Genomic DNA, 17,328 nt, shown 5'->3' with positions numbered 1-17,328 from the left:
TCTCACTAGTTGAGACGACGAAACACGCCCACCACCGCCCCGAGCACGCTGGTATCCCGTCCGTCTTCCTCGCGGACGTAGATCGGCTCCATCGAAGCGTTGGCCGGCTGCAGGCGTACCTGCCCCTTCTCGCGGAAGAGGCGCTTTACCGTGGCCTCCCCGTCCACCATCGCCGCGACAATCACCCCGTCGCGCACATCACTCTGCTTGCGCACAAAGATGTAGTCCCCATCGAAGATCCCATCTTCGATCATGCTCTCGCCCTTAACGCGCAGCGCAAAAAGGTCCGGGTGTCGGCCCAGCAAACCTTCCCCGATGGCGACCACCTCTTCGGTCTGCTCGATCGCCGAGATCGGCAGCCCGGCGGCAATACGCCCCACCACCGGAACCTGATGGACATCGCTGTCCGGCTCCATCGCCGCGTCGCCTTGCCCGGCCGACGACGACGAAAGGTCAAACGCTTCACCGTTGGGCCAGAAGAGCGGTCGCAGGGTGCGCGACTTGGCGTCTTCGCGCGAGAGGTACCCCTTCTTCTCCAGGGCTTTGAGGTGGTCGTTAACCCCGTTGGTCGAGCGGATCCCCAACGCGTCGCCGAGCTCGCGGATCGTCGGCGGATAACCCACCTTCTGAATGTGATCGGCGATCAACTCCAACACCTTCGCCTGACGGTTTGTCAGCTTGGTCAGTGGCTTCATGATTCGGCCTCGTACCTGGCCAGCTCACCCCTCGAAATACGGCTCGGGCCTTGCCAGCGTTCGTATGAATGTCCCCGGTTCTCCGGGCGACGTCAGGGGCAGACTACTGAACACGTGTGCCCAGGTCAATCAAAGCTGAACACTCATACAGACAAAACAAGACTGGCCACAAAATTACCTGCACCTACAATCAGGCCCGGGCGAGCTTCCCCCCCGAAACGCCACGGAATGCAACAAAGCGCAGGGCCCGTGTTTGACACCTTTAGAGATGCCGTGTTAGGCACTCACCCGGTTTGAAATACGTCGCTGAACCCGGCGACACGGGCCGGCGAAACCCCGAGATTTGGCTTCGCCTGAGCCCCTCCCTTTTCACCCCGTGCAATGAGCGCGCCCCATGTTAATCGCCAACTACATCCCTCTTATTTTGCTGGTGCTGGTCGCTATCGCGGTGGTCGGCGGCATCATCTTTGCGGCGGAGTTCTTCGGGCCCAAAAACCCGACCCGCGAAAAGTTGATGCCCTACGAGTCCGGCTCCGATCCGCTCTCTGAGCCCCAGGCTTCCCGCTTCAGCGTGAAGTTTTACATGGTGGCGATCAGCTTCATCCTCTTCGACCTGGAAACGGTCTTCGTCATCCCGTGGGCCATGAGCTGGCGCGAGAGCGCGGCGATGGGGCACGGGTTCTACTCTTTTGCTGTCATGGCGCTCTTCCTGGCGATTCTGACTATCGGTCTCGTCTATGAGTGGAGCCAAGGGGGTCTCGAATGGGACTAGAACATCAACTTCCTGAAGTCATCACCACTCGCCTTGAAAGCGCGGTGGGCTGGGCGCGCAAGCACTCGCTCTTCCAGTACCCCTTTGTCACGGCCTGCTGTGGCATGGAGTATATGGCGACGGCCGCGGCGCGCTACGACATCTCGCGCTTCGGCGCGGAGATCCCGCGTTTCTCCCCGCGTCAGGCTGACCTCCTCTGGGTCGTTGGCACCGTCAACCACAAGCTCGCTCCCTTCCTGCGCCGTATTTACGAGCAGATGGCCGAGCCCAAGTGGGTGATCTCCTTCGGCGTGTGCGCGTCCACCGGCGGCTTCTACGACAATTACGCGACGGTCCAGGGCATCGATAAGATCATCCCGGTCGACATGTACATCCCCGGCTGCCCTCCCCGTCCCGAGCAGGTGCTCGATGGCCTCCTGAAACTTCAGGAGAAGATCCAGAACGAACCCTGGGATAAGTACGCCTACGAAGAGAAGCGGCGCCGTCGTCTGGCCGAAGGCATCGAAGAAGAGCCGACCTTCCTGGAGCGTTTCGGCACCAAGGTCTGATCCTTCGCGAAGCCAACACCTTTGCGTCACATTCCCACGGCAGACGCCTTCGTGCACTGAGCGCGCATCGGGGCACCGGACAGCCCGGTGCCCTCCTCCGGATTTAGAGATATGGCCAAAAAACTGATCGACTTTGTCAAAAAGCACTTCGGCGACGAGGTCCTCGACGCGCACTCGCGACTGGGTAACGACACCGTCGTGGTGGAGCGCGGTCGGGTTGCCGACATCATCGCGCGACTGCGCGACGACGACGCCACCCAGATGAATATGCTGCGTGCGATCACCTGCGTGGACTACCTGCACCGCGAGCCGCGCTTCGAGGTCGTCTACATCCTCTACAGCATCGCCAAAAAGCATATGCTGACGGTGCGCGTGGTGGTGCCCGAAGACGACTGCAACGTGCCCACCATCGAGCACCTCTACGGGTGTGCGGCGTGGATGGAGCGCGAGGTCTGGGATATGTACGGCGTCACCTTTGAAGGGCACTCCGATCTTCGCCGTGTGCTGCTCTACGAAGAGTTTGAAGGCCACCCCCTTCGCAAAGACTACGCCAAGCAGGCCTCTCAGCCTCGCCTGGAGCTGCTGGGCAAAGAGCGCGACAGCGTCGAAGAGTTCAACCGCTACGTCAAAGACAAGCCCTCCGAGGGCTCCCGCCAGGCGTGAAGCTGCCCGGCGCCCCCCTCACCATCATGCAAGGGTTTTGAATCATGGCCGAAGATATCTACAAGCCCATTGACCAGGACATCCACAGCGAGCCGATGATCCTCCAGATGGGTCCAAGCCACCCTGCCACCCACGGCACCGTGCGCTTCACCCTGACGCTTGAGGGCGAAAAGGTCATCAAGTGCGAGACCGAGGTCGGCTACCTGCACCGCGGCTTTGAGAAAGAGTGTGAGGAGGCGACCTGGACCCAGGTCTTCCCCTACACCGACCGCCTCAACTACGTCAGCCCGCTGCTCAACAACTTCGGCTACGCGCTGGCCGTCGAGCGACTTCTGGGCATTGAAGTCCCCGAGCGTTGCGATTGGATCCGCACGATCATGGGCGAGCTCAGCCGTCTCTCCGATCACCTGACCTGCATCGGCGCCGGGGGACTGGAGCTGGGAGCGATGACCGCCTTCCTTTACGCGATCGAAGGTCGCGAGCTGGTCTGGGATCTTATCGAACAGGTCACCGGCGCGCGCCTTACGGTGAGCTACGGCCGCATCGGCGGTCTCAAAGACGATCTGACGCCGGACTTCGCCGAGCGCTGGGCCTACACCCGCGAGCGTCTCATCGAGATCCACGAGACGACCCACAAGCTGCTCACGCGCAACCGCATCTTCCTCGACCGCATGGAAGGTACCGGCGTGATCACGCCGGAGATGGGCGTCTCCTACGGCTATACCGGCGTCTGTCTGCGCTCCACCGGCGTGGCCTACGACGTGCGCAAAGACCACCCCTACTTCAAATATGGCGAGGTGGACTTCGATGTGCCCGTGGGCAAGCACGGCGACAACATGGACCGCTACCTCTGCCGCATGGAGGAGCTGGTGCAATCCATTCGCATCATCGACCAGTGCCTGGCCAAGATGAAGCCAGGTCCCATCAACACCGATGATCCCCGCGTGGCGCTGCCCAGCAAAGACAAGGTCTACAACACCATTGAGGGGATGATCTCGCACTTCAAGATCATCTTTGAGGGCGTCCAGGTGCCCGCCGGTGAGGTCTACAGCTACACCGAGGGCGGCAACGGCGAGCTTGGCTTCTACATCGTGTCCAACGGCACCGGGAAGCCCTGGAAGATTCACGTGCGCTCGCCGAGCCTGATCGTGATGGGCGGTATCCACAAGCTCTTTGAAGGCGGCCTGCTCGCTGACATCATCCCCACCTTCGACACCGTCAACATGATCGGTGGCGAGTGCGATAAGTAATTACGGAGCGTGGTCTCAGGCGCTCGCCATTATGATGCGGGCGCGCCCACCCCTGGAGTAGTCAAATGCCAAAAGTCACCATCAACGGTACCGAGATCGAGGTCGAGAAAGGGACCACCATCCTGCGTGCGGCCGCTCAGGCCGGTTACGAGGTGCCCCACTTCTGCTACCACCCCGCCCTGTCGATCCCGGCCAACTGCCGGATGTGCCTGGTCGAGGTGGAAGGCTCCTGGAAGCTGCAGCCTTCGTGTTATTCGCAGGTCAGCGACGGGATGGTCGTCAACACCAAGAGCGAGCGCGTGATCAAGGCCCAGAAGGCCGTGCTCGAGTTTATCCTGATCAACCACCCGGTCGACTGCCCCATCTGCGACCAGGCCGGCGAGTGCAAGCTCCAGGATTACTACATGGCCTACGACGCGCAGGAGTCACGCCTGCGCACCGAGAAGACGGCCAAGGTCAAGGTCTTCCCCATCGGCCCCGAGGTGCTCTACGATGGCGAGCGCTGCATTCTCTGCACCCGCTGCGTGCGTTTCTGCGAAGAGATCACCGGTACCAACGAGCTGACCATCATTCAGCGTGGTGACGCCGCCGAGATTCGCCCCTTCCCGGGCCGCTCACTCGACAACCCCTACTCGGTGTGCACCGCCGACATCTGCCCGGTGGGCGCGCTGACCTCGCGCGACTTCCGCTTTAAGTGCCGCGTCTGGCTGCTTAGCTCCACCGACAGCGTGTGCACGGGCTGCTCCAACGGCTGCAACATCCACCTGGAGCATTTCCGCAACGAAGTGCAGCGCTACCGCCCGCGCTTCAACCCGGACGTCAATGACTACTGGATGTGCGACGCCGGCCGCCTGACCTATAAGGCGATTCACACCGACCGCCTCACCCGTCCGATGAGCAACGGAGCCGAGCTCAACTGGCACGGTGTCAGCGGCACCGCCGCCGATAAGCTCGGCCGCGCCATCGAAGATAAGGGAACCTTTGGTTTTGTGGTCAGCCCGCAGGCCAGCTGCGAGGACCTTTTCCTCGCGCGTCGTTTCGCGAAGGAAGTGCTGGGAACCGAGCGCATCTACGTGGGCGGCAACCCGGACGGCTTCGAGGATGACTTCCTCATCAAGGCCGACAAAAACCCCAACACCCGCGGGCTGCAGACCATCTTCGGACACGAGGGCGAGCTTCGGGACTTCGGCGCGCTTATCGACGACATCGAGAGCGGCGCGGTGACCTCGCTCTACATGATGGAGACACAGATCCCTGTCGCCACCGAGGAGAGCGCCCGCTTCGTAAGCGCGCTCGATAAACTCGACCTCTTCGTGCTTCAGGCCCAGCATCACGGCGAGCTCTCCACCAAAGCGCATATCGCGCTGCCGGCCTGCTCTCACGCCGAGACCGAGGGGACCTTCGTCAACTTCGACGGGATCGCCCAGGAGTTCGACCGGGCCTTTGCTCCGCTGGGTGAGTCGCTGCCGCACTGGCAGATCTTTATGCGACTGGCCCGGGCGATGAATCACAAGCTCACTTACACCTTCGTCCATCAGATCCGTAAGGAGATGTTCGAGGACTCGGCGGCCACAGAAGAGGCGTCTCAGACCCCTGCTGAGTGATGGAATTGAGGCTCGCCGCGACGCGCCGCTCTTCGTTGAAAGGATGAAATCATCATGATGGTCGAAGTGCTCATTAGTCTGGTTAAGATCTTCGTCATCGTCCTCGGGTTCGTTATGGCCGTCGCCGGCCTGCTGACCCTGCTGGGCGACCGAAAGCAATCGTCGAAGATCCAGAACCGCGTTGGTCCTAACCGCGCCAAAATCCTGGGCATTGGGGTGCTGGGTATCCCCCACTTCCTGGCCGATGGCCTGAAGCTGGTGCTTAAGGAGAACATCGTCCCGGCAGGCGCCAACCGCTTCCTGCACACGCTGGCACCGGTTCTGGTGCTGGCCCCGGCCCTGATCGGCTGGGCTGTGATTCCCTTTATGGATCACTACTGCACGGGCACCATGCAGACGACGGCCGAGTACACCGAGATCTGCGTGGGCGGGGAGTGGAAGAACTACTTCTCGATCATGCACCTCAACGCCGGGCTGCTCTTCGCGTTTGCGATCGCGGCGATCTCGGTCTACGGCGCGGCGATTGCGGGGTGGGCCTCCAACAGCAAGTACAGCCTTCTCGGCGGGCTGCGCTCCTCCGCGCAGATGATCTCGTACGAAGTCTCGATGGGGCTTAGCCTTGCGGGCATCCTGCTCATCTACGGCACGCTCGATCTCAACGAGATGGCGCGCATGCAGGGCTACCTCCTGTGGGACTGGCTGCCGATGTGGGGCGTTGTGGTGCAGCCGCTGGCGTTCTTCCTCTTCTTTCTGGCGGGGATGGCCGAGACCAAACGCGCGCCCTTCGACCTTCCGGAAGGCGAGTCGGAGATTGTCGCCGGTTATCTGACCGAATACTCCACGATGAAGTTCGCCGGCATGCAGCTTGCTGAATACGCGGCGACGGTGTTCATTGCGGCGCTGATCGCGGTGATCTTCCTGGGCGGCTGGCAGATCCCTTACGTCTACGCCGACGGCATCCGAATCTTCGACAACCACTGGGTGCCCTTTGGCGAGCAGGCCTGGTACTGGATCTCGATCTTCCTGCGCGTGCACGCGATGATCTTCAAGATCCTGGTGCTGGTCTGGCTGCAGTTCATGATGCGCTGGACGCTGCCCCGCTTCCGCTACGACCAGGTCATGACCCTGGGTTGGAAGATTCTGCTGCCGCTGAGCATCGCGAACCTCTTTGTGACCGCGCTCATCGTCACCCTGCTTTAATCCGAGCTCGTCGGGCCCCCAACCGGGGGCCCGGCCCTCGCCATCTGAACCGAGGTCGTTGATGGCCAACGTGAACGTCAAAGTAATCGATCGTGAGCCGCAGTCTCTCTGGGAGAAGAGCTACATCCCCGAGATCATCCGCGGGCTGGCGGTGACCACCGGTCACTTCTTTCGCAACCTGAACCCGAGCAAAGAGAAGCGCACCACCTTTACGCGCAACTACCCGGAGGAGCCGACGATCTACCCGGAGCGCTACCGGGGTCTGCACCGGCTGATGCTACGCGATGACGGCCAGGTGCGATGTGTGGCGTGTATGTGCTGCTCGACGATCTGCCCGGCGGACTGCATCCACATTGAAGCTGCCGAACACGATGATCCGACGATCGAGAAGTACCCCTCGGTCTTCGTGATTGATGAGCTGCGCTGCATTGTCTGCGGCCTGTGCGTGGAGGCCTGCCCCTGTGATGCGATTCGCATGGATTCAGGCGTACACATCCCGCCTTATGGTGAGCGCAACGAAGCGTTCTACGATCGCGACCTTCTGATGAGCATGGGGGGCCGTTCGCAAGCCGTCCAGGGTGGTAAGCGCTAACGCGACCCGGGTCGCCTTGGAGACAGGCATGTCGAAGTCGCACAGGGCGCACCAGGCGGGCCCGCTCCTCGGGGCGGGCCTGCTGCTTTTGGCAGGCGGGCTGAGCGTCGCCACCCAGGTGATCGTGCCGGCAAACGCGCCGAGCGATGACGCGTGGGAGCGCGCGGCCGACGTGGTCGTGGAGTCGGCCCGCCCCGAGGATGCCATCCGCATCGAACCGACCTGGTCGGAGAGCGTGATGGTGCACCTGGGGCCAGTCGGGAACCTGCTGCACCGCCACCACGACCCGCAGATTGAGGACTTTCAGGGGATCGAGCGGGTCTGGGTGATCGCCGAGGCCGACCGCGCCGAAGACGGCGCTGCGCGCCTTCCTCCGGGCTCGGAGCGGGTCTCGTCGGAGCGCCTGGGAGAGGTCCGCGTCGATCTCTACGCCCTGGCCTCCGAGACGCAGCTGGGCCCCTCGCTGCTGACGCGGCTTCCCGAGGCGCAGGTCGAGCACGTGAGCGCCGATGGCGAGCGCGCCACGCGCTGTCGCCGGTGGGACGCGCGCCGCCAGCGGTGGATGTGCCCGGGGGGCCACTATGTGGGCAGCGAGCTTCTGGAGGTGGGTGACGATCCCCGGCGTTGCGCCTGGGCGCACGCGCTCAAAGACGGGGAGGTGCTGCGTGTGAGCTTCCCCGCCGACGTACTGCAAAACGATGATGATGCCGGCGCGCGCTGGCTGCGACTTCGGGCCGGCGTGGACCTGCGGGGCGCGCGCCACGAGCGCGCGCAGGCGCTGACCTACCGCGTCCTTATCGGAGAGGAGGAGGTGCTCTCCCGGACGCTCGAGAAGTTCGACGCGAGCTGGATGGCTCACACCCTCGATCTTCAGACGTTAAGCGGTGAAAAGGAGCTGCGGCTGGAGATCCGCGCCGACGCCCCGGAGGCGCATGGACGCCGCTTCTGCTTCAATGGCTGGGTCGTCGACGATGCCCGGGCACAGCTGCTTAAAGATCATAGCGGAAGCGTTGAATCGAGCTCGTCGAAGTGATCGTCAGCGTTTCTTTGCGCGTCGTCTCACCCGTACGCAGTTCGATGCGGTAGGTTCCCGGCCGCAACGTGGTCTGGAAGGGGGTTTTTCCTACGACCTCGCCGTCGACCACGATCTCGGCGGAGGGCTGTGATGAGATCGCGACGATCTGACCGTCTGCATGACGCCAGGTCGCGGCAGCCGGTGTCGCCGCCACGGCCGAGGCGGCCTCAGTGGCCTCGTCTGCAGCCCCTTTATCGCCGGAGATCACCAGATAGCCCACCACGAAGAAGGCCGCGAGCAGACCGATCATCAAGAGTGAGAAGCCCGCGACCAACGCCAGGGACTTTCCTTTGGAAGGCGCAGGCTCATCGGCGGCGCCGGGTGAAGCGTCGGCGGGCACGCTGGCCTGATTCAGACCAGGCGCGCTGCGATCGGCAACCTCCGCCTGAGGCATCTCGCGCGTGGTCAGCCGCGGCCCGGCCGAGGTGACGCCGTGCTTCTCAAACCCGAAGAGCTGCTCGGTGGGTTTGGCCAGATCCAGGCCGCGGAGCTGGCGCACCATAATCGAGAGCTCTCGCGTGCCCACCACCTCGGTGTAGGAGCGCATGAAGGTCTGCAGCGCACGCTGCATCGCCGCGGCGTTGGCGAAGCGATCTTCCCGGTCTTTGGCCATGGCGCGGGCGATAATGCGCGCGAGCTCTTCGGGCACGTCCGTGCGGTAGGTGCGGATGTCGGCCGGGTCTTGAGAGAGGATCATCGAGACCGCTTTGAGATCTTCGCCAAAAGGTTTGACGCCGCTTAAGAGCTCGTAGAAGAGCACCCCGATCGAGAAGATGTCGGCGCGCCAGTCCAGCGGCTTGCCCTCGATCTGCTCGGGGGCCATGTAGGCGAACTTCCCTTTTACAGCCCCGGATTCGGTCTTGGTGGTGTTGATGCTGGCCTTGGCCACCCCGAAGTCCACCAGTTTGACGACGCCATCGTTGGAGATCAGCGCATTCTGCGGGGAGATGTCGCGGTGAATGAGCCCGACGTGGTTACCATCGCGATCGACGAAGTCGTGCGCGTAGTCGAGGGCTTCGAGCAGGTCGGTGATGATCTTGACCGCGTAGGCCACCGGGATCTGCGAGCCCCGCTCTTTGAGCGCGCCGGCAAGCTGGGCCAGGTCCAGGCCGTCGATGAACTCCATGGCGATGAAGTACTCGCCCTCAAGCTCACCGAGCTCGAAGACCTGCCCGATGTTGGGGTGGGTGAGGTGCGCGACCATGCGCGCCTCATCGAGGAACATCTGGGCGACCTGCCCCTCCTGAGCCAGGTGAGGGAGGATGCGTTTGAGCACCAGCTCTTTGTTAAAGCCCCCCGGCCCGCGCTGCTCGGCCAGCCAGATCTCGGCCATCCCGCCGACGGCGATCTGCCGAATCAGGGTGTACTTTCCAAACTGTGCGTCGGCGTGCATGGCCGCCGGGCCTTTGAGGGTGGTTGTCATGCGGCTGCTCCTTGTGGCCGTCTGAGGTCACGACGGTATGAGAGAGCGGGCGGCCAGGCAAGCCCGGCCGCCCCGCCCTGCTGTCGCAGCCAAAAAACTTGGCGACGCGTCACTCTCCTTTACACTGCGAATCGTCGCACCGGTAAAGCACTTAGGGGCCATGGACGGTCACCGGGTCCGGTCGACGCGATATCCCTGAGTGGATGTTAAGGGAGTATGACGATGGCGAGATCTCTGTGGCAATGGACCGGGGCGATGATGATGGCGATCGCCGGCGCAGGATGCGCCGCGTCGACCAGCGCGCCCTTTCATATGTACGCCTCACCGATGCTGGAAGATGAGCTCGCACCACCCGGTGCGCGGGGCCTCTCCGACGCGAGCAGCGGGGAGGCCGGGGTGCTACCGGCGCACGTCTACGTGTACCGCAGCAAGGGCGGGCCGGCCCAGCCCGGTCAGCGACGCAGCCTACCGGCACCGGCGACGACGCCCTCGCGCGCGCCGCTCGACAGCGTGACTCGGCCTCAACGCCCGGCCCTGGCCAGCTACCGCCCGAGCGTCACAGCGACAGGAAGTTCGACGACCAACGCCGAGAGCGCCTCTCATCCGCCGGCCCCCCGAGGCCCGGCTGCGCCTGAAGCCGACGGACCTCTGGCGGCGGCCTACGTGCATGCGGTCTTTGCGCTCAACGGAGTCACCCTCAACGAGGACGCCGCCTCAAGCGTACCGGAGCTCTATCGGGCCTGCCGCAGCGAGGGCAAGGTGTACCACTCCAGCCGCCCGGCCATCGGCGACATGGTGTTTTTCCATAACACCTATGACGCCAACGACGACGGGCGCAACAACGACTGGTACACCGCCGTCGGGATCGTCGAGGAGCTTCAGTCCGGCGGGACCGCGTCGGTGCTGGCGTATCTGGGCGATGGAGTGCGCAGGCTCTACCTGAACCTGGAGCACGTCGATCGCGAGGAGCTCGACGGCGGCCAGCACGCCAACAGCGTGCTGCGCGAGCAGCGTGAGAGCGACCCGCCCTTTACGCAGTACCTGGCCGGGCAGCTCTTTGCCGGCTTCTGCAACGCGCTCGGCGATCGCGACGAGCTGATGGTGGTAGATAACTGGCAGCCGGGCATGGATTTGAGCGCGCAGTAACAGGAGCGTTGCGGCATCGGGGCGCAAGTTCAGGGCGCTGGCGTCGCGGGAAGCCCCGGCCGATCGATGGGCCCAAGCAGGCAGAGAGGCCCGATCTCCCAGCATCCCTGAAGATCCTCGTAGCGCGTCCCCGCTCGCAAGAGCGCGCAGAGCGTCGCCGGGCTAAAGGGCCCCAGCGCCAGGGTGATGTGCGGCGTCCACATCGCCGGGCTGTAAAAGGGGTGGAGATGATAGCCCTGGGCCATCAGGCGAACGTTGATGGCCTGAAAGTAGCGGTCAAGCGCCGGCTCGCGCACAACGCTTAAGAAGAGCACCTGACGGGGGCGCGCGAAGACGCCGAGAGCGCTGGTCCGGATGGTGGCGGGGACCTCACAGAAAGGCTCACGCAAGAGCACCTCCAGGGCGTGAGGATGAGGCGTCTCCACCAACTGAAAGGAGACGTGAGGCACCCTTGTGGCCCGAGGGATCTGGTGGGGCGCGATGAGCTCGGTGCGATCCCAGAGGCGCGCGATGCGCTCCTCGAGATCCTCGCCCAGGCGTGCGGCGACGGCGTACATAGGCGTGCTCCACAGCGAAACGTCTCCCGGTTCCACACGATTAAGCGCGCAGCCGGTGCTCGAAACCACACTTCGATCCTAGGCGCGAGCTCGGCCCCACCAACACAACTCGCCGACCACGTTCCCCTCGATGCGCGCGCTATGGAATAGCCTCGCCGCTTCGATGGTGAGTATGGGCGAGCGCAAAGATTACGCTGTGATTGCATTATGTTAGTGTGGCTTCACAACTTGCCGCCGGCAACTTCGCGCCTAGATTGGCGACAATCTGGGGGCTGAGGTGCCCGGCACGACCCGCTGCCCGCCTTGACAAGCGCGCCCGGGCGTTGCGAGGTTCTGGCGCGAAGCGCCAGGCCGCGTCGATCATCGGTGATGACTGACGAGCGGCGCCCCTCCCCACATCCCATGTTACGAATGCACTGCCCAGGACGAGCCCCCTATGAGTAAGCGCGACTACTACGAGGTGCTCGGCGTCTCCCGTGACGTCGACGATAAAGAACTCAAGAAAGCCTATCGACGCCTGGCGATGAAGTACCACCCGGACCGCAACCCGGACGACGCGCAGGCCGAAGCCAACTTCAAAGAGGCCGCCGAAGCCTACGAGGTGTTGAGCGACGCGCAGAAACGCGCCCGCTACGATCGTTTCGGTCATGAGGGCGTGCGCGGGGCCGCCGGCCCCGGGGCCGGCTTCCACTCGATGGACGACATCTTCTCGCAGTTCGGCGACATCTTTGGCGATATGTTCGGCTTTGGCGGCGGACGCGGCCGCCCGCGGGGCGGACCTCAGCGGGGCTCGGACCTTCGCGAGGACATCCACCTTAGCTTCAAAGAAGCCGCCTTCGGCACCTCGCGCACCATCTCGGTGGTGCGCCACAACGACTGCGAGACCTGCTCGGGGAGCGGCGCCAAGCCGGGCACCTCGCCGGTGACCTGCTCGACCTGTCAGGGGCGCGGGCAGATCAACCACAGCCAGGGCTTTTTCACGCTGACCTCCACCTGCCCCCACTGTCAGGGGAGCGGCAAACGCATCGAAGATCCCTGCGACGATTGCCACGGCTCGGGCAAGCAGCGCGCCACCCGGGAGGTGAGCGTCACCATCCCGGCCGGCGTCGACACCGGCATGCGTCTTCGCCTGGGTGGCGAGGGCGAGGCCGGCACTCGCGGAGGGCCCCCGGGCGATCTTTACGTGTTCATTCACGTGGAGCAAAGCGAGGTCTTTGAGCGCGACCACGAGGACCTGCACCTGCGCCAGCCCATCAGCTTTGTGCAGGCGATTCTCGGCGCCGAGCTCGAGATTCCGACCCTGGAGAGCACCGAGACGATCACGGTCAAGCCCGGCACCCAGCATGGCGACACTCAGGTGCTCAAAAACCAGGGCCTGGCCCGCGTGCAGGGCTCGGGACGAGGCCACCTCGTGGTGCACTTCGACGTCGAGATCCCGACAAAAGTCTCCTCCAAAGAACGCGAGCTCCTGGAGAGCTACGCCGAGCTTCGCGACATCCCGGTCAAGAAGGGCGGGTTCTTCGACAAGCTCAAAGAGAAGATCAGCTAAGGACTGTGTGGGTGCGTCAACGCGCCCACGCCAGCCCCTGAGGGCGCTTTGCCGAGGACACGGCGAAGCGCCCTTTTTCGTGGGCGGGCGCTCGTTCTAGTTGGAGATGTCTTCTTCGCGGCCCAGGTAGGGCTCCAGCGCCGCCTGCAGAAAGAGGCGCGCGCGGTGCAGGCGGGTCTTGACCGCGCCGGTGCTCAGGTCGAGGACTGAGGCGATCTCATCAAGGCTCAGGCCCTCGATCTCACGCAACAGAAACGCAGCCTGGTACTTCGGGTCGAGCTGGTCGATGGCGGCCAGGATCTGATCGCGGAGCTCGCGATTCTCCGCAGCCTCATCCCCGCGCACACGCCAGCCGGCGGGCTCCCCCGGGACGGAGGGCTCAAAGTGGGCGGGATCCGAGACGTCATCGACGCTGACTTCGGCGCGGCGGCGCGTCTTGCGAAGTCGCATCAGCGCCGCGTTGACCACGATGCGGTACATCCAGCTGCTCAGCTGCGCGTCGCCGGCGAAGGTGTCGAGCTTGCGGTAGATGTTGATAAATGCTTCCTGGACCACGTCCTGAGCGTCGGCCTCGCTTTTGGTGAGGCTAAACGCCAGGCGGAAGGCTTTGTCGCGGTGGCGCTCAACGATCTTCTCAAACGCCGCGAAGTCGCCGTCGACGGCGCGGCTGGCGAGCGCGGCGTCGTCGAGGGCGTCAAGAGCGTCTGCGGAGAGAGGATCGGTCATGATGAGGTCAACACCTTAAGAACGCGGTAGGGCAAACCGGAGCGCCGGCTGTAACGCCGGGGCGCCTCACTGGATCAGAGGAGCCTTATCGCGCCAGCCGCCGCGGGTCAATTGCTCGCGGGCCTCTTCTTTAATGGTAGACGCGCGCTGCGGATCGCTGAGCGCGGCGCGATCAAAGGCGGCGATCGCCTCCTCGGGGCGCTTCAGCTCCAGCAGCGCGGTGGCGACCGCCAGGTGGGCCTCGGCCCGGAAGGTCTCGATGGCCGCCCAGCGGCGGGCGGCGCGCAGGCGAAGCTCACCCCGGCTCGACGCGTAGAGGGCCTGAGCCAGGCGCGGATCATGCGCCGAGCTTTCAAAGCGTGCACGTTGGGCGCGGCTGGCGAGCGCGTGATCGTTTAGCGCGTCGGCGCGCTCCTGGACCATCGCCCACGCCTCCGCGGAGCGGGGATTGATGGAAGTGGCCGCTTCAGCGTGCACCAGGGCCTCTTGAAGCTGCTCGCGTCGGGCGGCAGCCTGGGCCAGGGCCAACCGGAGCTCGGGGCTCTCCAGGCCCGCGTCGAGCGCCACACGGCCTGCCTGAAGCGCCTCATCGCTTTGCTCGAGCGCGTTGAACGCATGCACGAGCGTGGCCTCTACACGCGCCTGCGCGGGCTCTCCGGCGTTCGACGCACGGCGGCGCGCGCTTGCGATCAGCACCCGCGCCTGGTCGTCACGGCCCTCGAGCGCCGCCACCAGGGCCTTATAGGCGCCCTCCTCCACCGCGTCGGCGTGCTCAACCTCCAGACCTGCCGCCATCCGCCGGAGGCGATCCACATCGATCATCGGGTGTGCGATCAGCGGGGCGTAGCGCGCGCGGAGCCAGGCATCAAAGCCCTGGTCGAGCTCTTCCATCGTGCGATCCAGCACGGTCGGAGCCAGCGCCTCAAAGCGCGGCACATCGGCAAAGCCGCGGAGCAGGCGCGTGGGCGCGTCTCGGCCCCCCACCTCGACGATGTAATCGATGGCCAGGCTGGCCAGCTGGTAGGCCACAATGACGTCAAAGCCGCGGCCGGCGAGGAACGCATCCCCCAGCTCGCTTAAGGCGGGCAAGGTGCCATGCTGAAGGCGACGCGCGATCTCCTCGTCATGAAAGCGCCGGTAGCTCGCGTCGCGCTCGCCCGTCTCATACTCGGCCAGGCCCTCGGTAAACCAGCGCGGCACCCGCGCCTGGGAGACGCGCAGGTGGTAGGCGTGGGCGGTCTCATGCCAGAGGACCATCTCCCAGTTGAAGTCCGCGTCGGCCGGGCTGCGAAGAAGCACGGTGTCGCCAAAGCAGATGCCGTGAGGATCGATCCTGGGCACGCCCACCGAACGCACCGAGAAGTTCTCGGGCTCGGCGTAGATCTCGACGATCAGCGGCTCGATACGCTGGCCGTAGCGCTGCGAGAAGACCTCATGAGCCTCATCGACCAGCGGGAGGCTCGCGGCCTCAAGGAGCGCATGCTGCTCCTTGTGCGCGCGCAGCCGCAGCCCGGATGCAACCGGCGCGGTGAGGTAGTCGCGCAACCCCCGCTGGTAGAGCTCCAGCATGTTATGCACGCGAACATGAAAGCGATCTTCGCGGGCGGCGCGCTCCAGAACGTTGAGCGCGCGGGGCTCATCGCCGGTGCGTGTAAGCGCGAGACCCAGGCCAGCCAGGGCGCCGGCGTCTTCCGGGTCGCGTTCCAGCGCCTCTTCAAAGAACCGGACCGCCTCGGAGTGGCGGTTGTTTAAGGCGGCGGCCTCTCCGACGACCCGCCATAGCGTGGACGCGGCCGCGCGATGTTGCGTAAAGGCGTCCCGCGCCTGCTCAAACCCCACCCGATCGCCGCCCAGGTAGCGCACCGCCGCCAGGAGGCTGAGCGCCTCGCCATGGCGAGGCGCGCGCTCGAGGATCTCTTCAACCCGCTGTGCGGCATGCGCCCACTCCCCCCGCGTCATCGCGAAACGCGCGCGTTGCAGCGCGACTCCGAGGTGGTGCGGCGCGATCGCGTCGGCCAACCGGAGGCGCTGTTCGGCCTCGGCGAAGTTGCCGCTGACAAAGAACTCGATCTCCGCCATCAGGCGGTGCGCCTCGGGGTGCTGCGGCGCCGCTTCCAGGGCGCGATCCAGCGAGTCTTCGGCCTCGGCGTGGTTGTAGCTGGCGAGCATCAGCTCGGCGAAGGCGATGTGGACCTCCGGGTGGTCCGGAGCCTGGCGAGCGGCCCGCCCCAGCGCGCGGTTGGCGTCGCGCAGTCGCCCGAGACGTTGCATGCCGTGGCCGACTGCAACGAGCTCCTTCGGATCGTCGATCAGCCCGTCGTTATAGCGCGCAGCCATCGCCTCGAGAATCTGTGTCGCCTCGGGGCGGTCGCCTCGCTCCCAGAGAAGCTGCCCGAGGGCGAGGCGCGCGCGCATGCTTTGAGGCGCCCTGGCGAGCGTCTCTCGCAGCAGCGCCTCAGCCCGCTCCCAGTCTCCCCTCAACACCATGAGATCTGCGTGGGCGATCGCGGCGTTTACCCGATCGCTATCGGTGGCAGCGAGCGCGATGGCCTGCTCGGTCATCTGCAGGGCGCCGGCGTCATCGCCGCTCCAGTGTGCGAAGCGAGCGCGGACCACCAGCGACGCGCTGTCGTCCCGCGCGCCGGCGAGCGTGCGCGCCTCTGCCAGTCGCCCCATCTCAAACGCGCTGGCCGCATCGCGCTGACCGGACGCACTCGGCTGCTCGCTATCCTGCGGAGGACTGACCGAGGTCTGCGCCCAAGCGACGATCGGCAACGCGCAGAGCAGCACCGCCCCGAGCGTGCCTCGCCAGAGAGGTCGTCGATTGCGCTGCTTCATCGCTGCTCCGGTCCGGGCACTGCGCGCCGTTCTACGTCACGCTCTCGTCGTTCGTGTTGGGAAAACCGAACCCTGAAACAGGGTGCCGCATCAGAGCCCGCCGACGATCTTCCAGCGGTCCTCTTCGTGCACCAGGCGCAGGCGGTTGACGTCCACGCCCGCATCCCAGGTTTTCATATCACCCACCTCGTACTGGTAGGCGTAGTCGTACTCGTAGTCGACGTGGGCGCGCGCGCCCTCCACCTTCAGCCCCTTGACGACCACGGCCATCTGGATGCGGTCGGCGTGCTGTGCGGTCATCTCGAGCACGGAGACGAGTTCATCGCGGCCGTAATCATCCGAGGTCGTCTCGGTGGTCCCGGCGTTGTCGTAATAGTCATCGCTGACGAGCTGATTGAGGGTGCCGTAGTCCTTCTCCACGACCGCCCGGCGGTAGCGATAGAGCACATCGAGCACTTCGCGCGCCTCGGTGGTGTCGACGATCTCGCTCTCGGCGTCGATGCGGAACTCCGGATCATCGGTGTAGAGCGAATCGGGGGTGATGTAGCGCGAGGCACAGCCCAGGCTCAGTGTCACAAAGATAAGCGTCATCAGCGCCACGGCGGCGCGGGCGATACCTCGGGGCATCAACATACAGGGCTCCTGCTCAGTACGTGGGAAGCGCGGAAAGCTCCCTCAGAAGTTCTTCAT

At 64.7% G+C, this 17,328-nt stretch carries 16 protein-coding genes; 10 read left to right on the top strand and 6 right to left on the bottom strand.

Going from position 1 to position 17,328, the window contains the following annotated elements:
• Positions 1–5: 5 nt before the first annotated feature.
• Entirely contained in the window at positions 6–686 is a 681-nt protein-coding gene (lexA, locus tag FRC96_RS20485; RefSeq protein WP_146977447.1) for a transcriptional repressor LexA, read from the bottom strand.
• 403 nt (positions 687–1,089) lie between these two features.
• On the opposite strand from lexA, the gene FRC96_RS20480 reads away from it, so the two are divergent.
• From FRC96_RS20480 to FRC96_RS20445, 8 genes are all read left to right on the top strand, one after another.
• Entirely contained in the window at positions 1,090–1,467 is a 378-nt protein-coding gene (locus tag FRC96_RS20480) for an NADH-quinone oxidoreductase subunit A (RefSeq protein WP_146977380.1), read from the top strand.
• Positions 1,458–2,015 carry an NADH-quinone oxidoreductase subunit B gene (locus FRC96_RS20475; RefSeq protein WP_111730221.1) on the top strand — a complete coding sequence of 186 codons (558 nt, stop codon included), beginning with the start codon at positions 1,458–1,460 and terminating at the stop codon, positions 2,013–2,015. Before FRC96_RS20480 ends, FRC96_RS20475 begins: the two co-directional genes overlap by 10 nt.
• Before the next feature lie 111 nt (positions 2,016–2,126).
• The gene (locus FRC96_RS20470; protein ID WP_146977379.1) at positions 2,127–2,678 is read left to right on the top strand and encodes an NADH-quinone oxidoreductase subunit C; all 552 of its coding nucleotides are present in this window, start codon (positions 2,127–2,129) and stop codon (positions 2,676–2,678) included.
• A 44-nt stretch (positions 2,679–2,722) separates the two neighbouring features.
• The gene (gene nuoD / locus FRC96_RS20465) at positions 2,723–3,928 is read left to right on the top strand and encodes an NADH dehydrogenase (quinone) subunit D (protein WP_146977378.1); all 1,206 of its coding nucleotides are present in this window, start codon (positions 2,723–2,725) and stop codon (positions 3,926–3,928) included.
• Between the two features lie 65 nt (positions 3,929–3,993).
• Positions 3,994–5,532: a molybdopterin-dependent oxidoreductase gene (locus FRC96_RS20460; RefSeq protein WP_146977377.1), complete on the top strand. Its 1,539-nt coding sequence runs from the start codon at positions 3,994–3,996 to the stop codon at positions 5,530–5,532.
• Positions 5,533–5,586: 54 nt separating this feature from the next.
• Positions 5,587–6,732, top strand: coding sequence for a complex I subunit 1/NuoH family protein (locus FRC96_RS20455; protein WP_146977375.1), 1,146 nt, complete (start codon positions 5,587–5,589; stop codon positions 6,730–6,732).
• Between the two features lie 61 nt (positions 6,733–6,793).
• Positions 6,794–7,324: a NuoI/complex I 23 kDa subunit family protein gene (locus tag FRC96_RS20450; protein WP_146977373.1), complete on the top strand. Its 531-nt coding sequence runs from the start codon at positions 6,794–6,796 to the stop codon at positions 7,322–7,324.
• A 28-nt stretch (positions 7,325–7,352) separates the two neighbouring features.
• Positions 7,353–8,357, top strand: a complete 1,005-nt coding sequence (locus tag FRC96_RS20445) for a hypothetical protein (protein ID WP_146977372.1) — start codon at positions 7,353–7,355, stop codon at positions 8,355–8,357.
• On the opposite strand, the gene FRC96_RS20440 is transcribed toward FRC96_RS20445, so the two are convergent.
• Positions 8,314–9,822, bottom strand: coding sequence for a serine/threonine protein kinase (locus FRC96_RS20440; RefSeq protein ID WP_146977370.1), 1,509 nt, complete (start codon positions 9,820–9,822; stop codon positions 8,314–8,316). The two genes, FRC96_RS20445 and FRC96_RS20440, sit on opposite strands and share 44 nt — an antisense overlap.
• 222 nt (positions 9,823–10,044) lie before the next feature.
• Here FRC96_RS20440 and FRC96_RS20435 point away from each other — a divergent pair, with 222 nt between their 5' ends.
• On the top strand, positions 10,045–10,968 hold the full coding sequence (locus tag FRC96_RS20435) for a hypothetical protein (protein WP_146977368.1): 924 nt from the start codon (positions 10,045–10,047) through the stop codon (positions 10,966–10,968).
• A gap of 29 nt (positions 10,969–10,997) precedes the next feature.
• Here the strand turns inward: FRC96_RS20435 and FRC96_RS20430 are convergent, their stop codons facing one another.
• Positions 10,998–11,525 carry a 2'-5' RNA ligase family protein gene (locus tag FRC96_RS20430; RefSeq protein ID WP_146977366.1) on the bottom strand — a complete coding sequence of 176 codons (528 nt, stop codon included), beginning with the start codon at positions 11,523–11,525 and terminating at the stop codon, positions 10,998–11,000.
• 436 nt (positions 11,526–11,961) lie between these two features.
• Here FRC96_RS20430 and dnaJ point away from each other — a divergent pair, with 436 nt between their 5' ends.
• The gene (dnaJ, locus tag FRC96_RS20425) at positions 11,962–13,074 is read left to right on the top strand and encodes a molecular chaperone DnaJ (protein WP_146977365.1); all 1,113 of its coding nucleotides are present in this window, start codon (positions 11,962–11,964) and stop codon (positions 13,072–13,074) included.
• 96 nt (positions 13,075–13,170) lie between these two features.
• Here dnaJ and FRC96_RS20420 read toward each other — a convergent pair whose 3' ends face one another.
• From FRC96_RS20420 to FRC96_RS20410, 3 genes are all read right to left on the bottom strand, one after another.
• Positions 13,171–13,800 carry an RNA polymerase sigma factor gene (locus tag FRC96_RS20420; RefSeq protein WP_146977363.1) on the bottom strand — a complete coding sequence of 210 codons (630 nt, stop codon included), beginning with the start codon at positions 13,798–13,800 and terminating at the stop codon, positions 13,171–13,173.
• A 66-nt stretch (positions 13,801–13,866) separates the two neighbouring features.
• A complete protein-coding gene (locus tag FRC96_RS20415) occupies positions 13,867–16,638 on the bottom strand; it encodes a tetratricopeptide repeat protein (protein ID WP_146977361.1) in 2,772 nt (923 codons plus the stop codon).
• A gap of 90 nt (positions 16,639–16,728) precedes the next feature.
• The gene (locus FRC96_RS20410) at positions 16,729–17,271 is read right to left on the bottom strand and encodes a hypothetical protein (RefSeq protein WP_146977360.1); all 543 of its coding nucleotides are present in this window, start codon (positions 17,269–17,271) and stop codon (positions 16,729–16,731) included.
• Positions 17,272–17,328 lie beyond the last annotated feature (57 nt).

It is taken from the genome of Lujinxingia vulgaris (assembly GCF_007997005.1).
In the GTDB taxonomy this organism is placed as follows: Bacteria; Myxococcota_A; Bradymonadia; order Bradymonadales; family Bradymonadaceae; genus Lujinxingia.
Note: the sequence above shows the minus strand (reverse complement) of the source record. Positions and strands in the feature narration are given on the sequence as shown.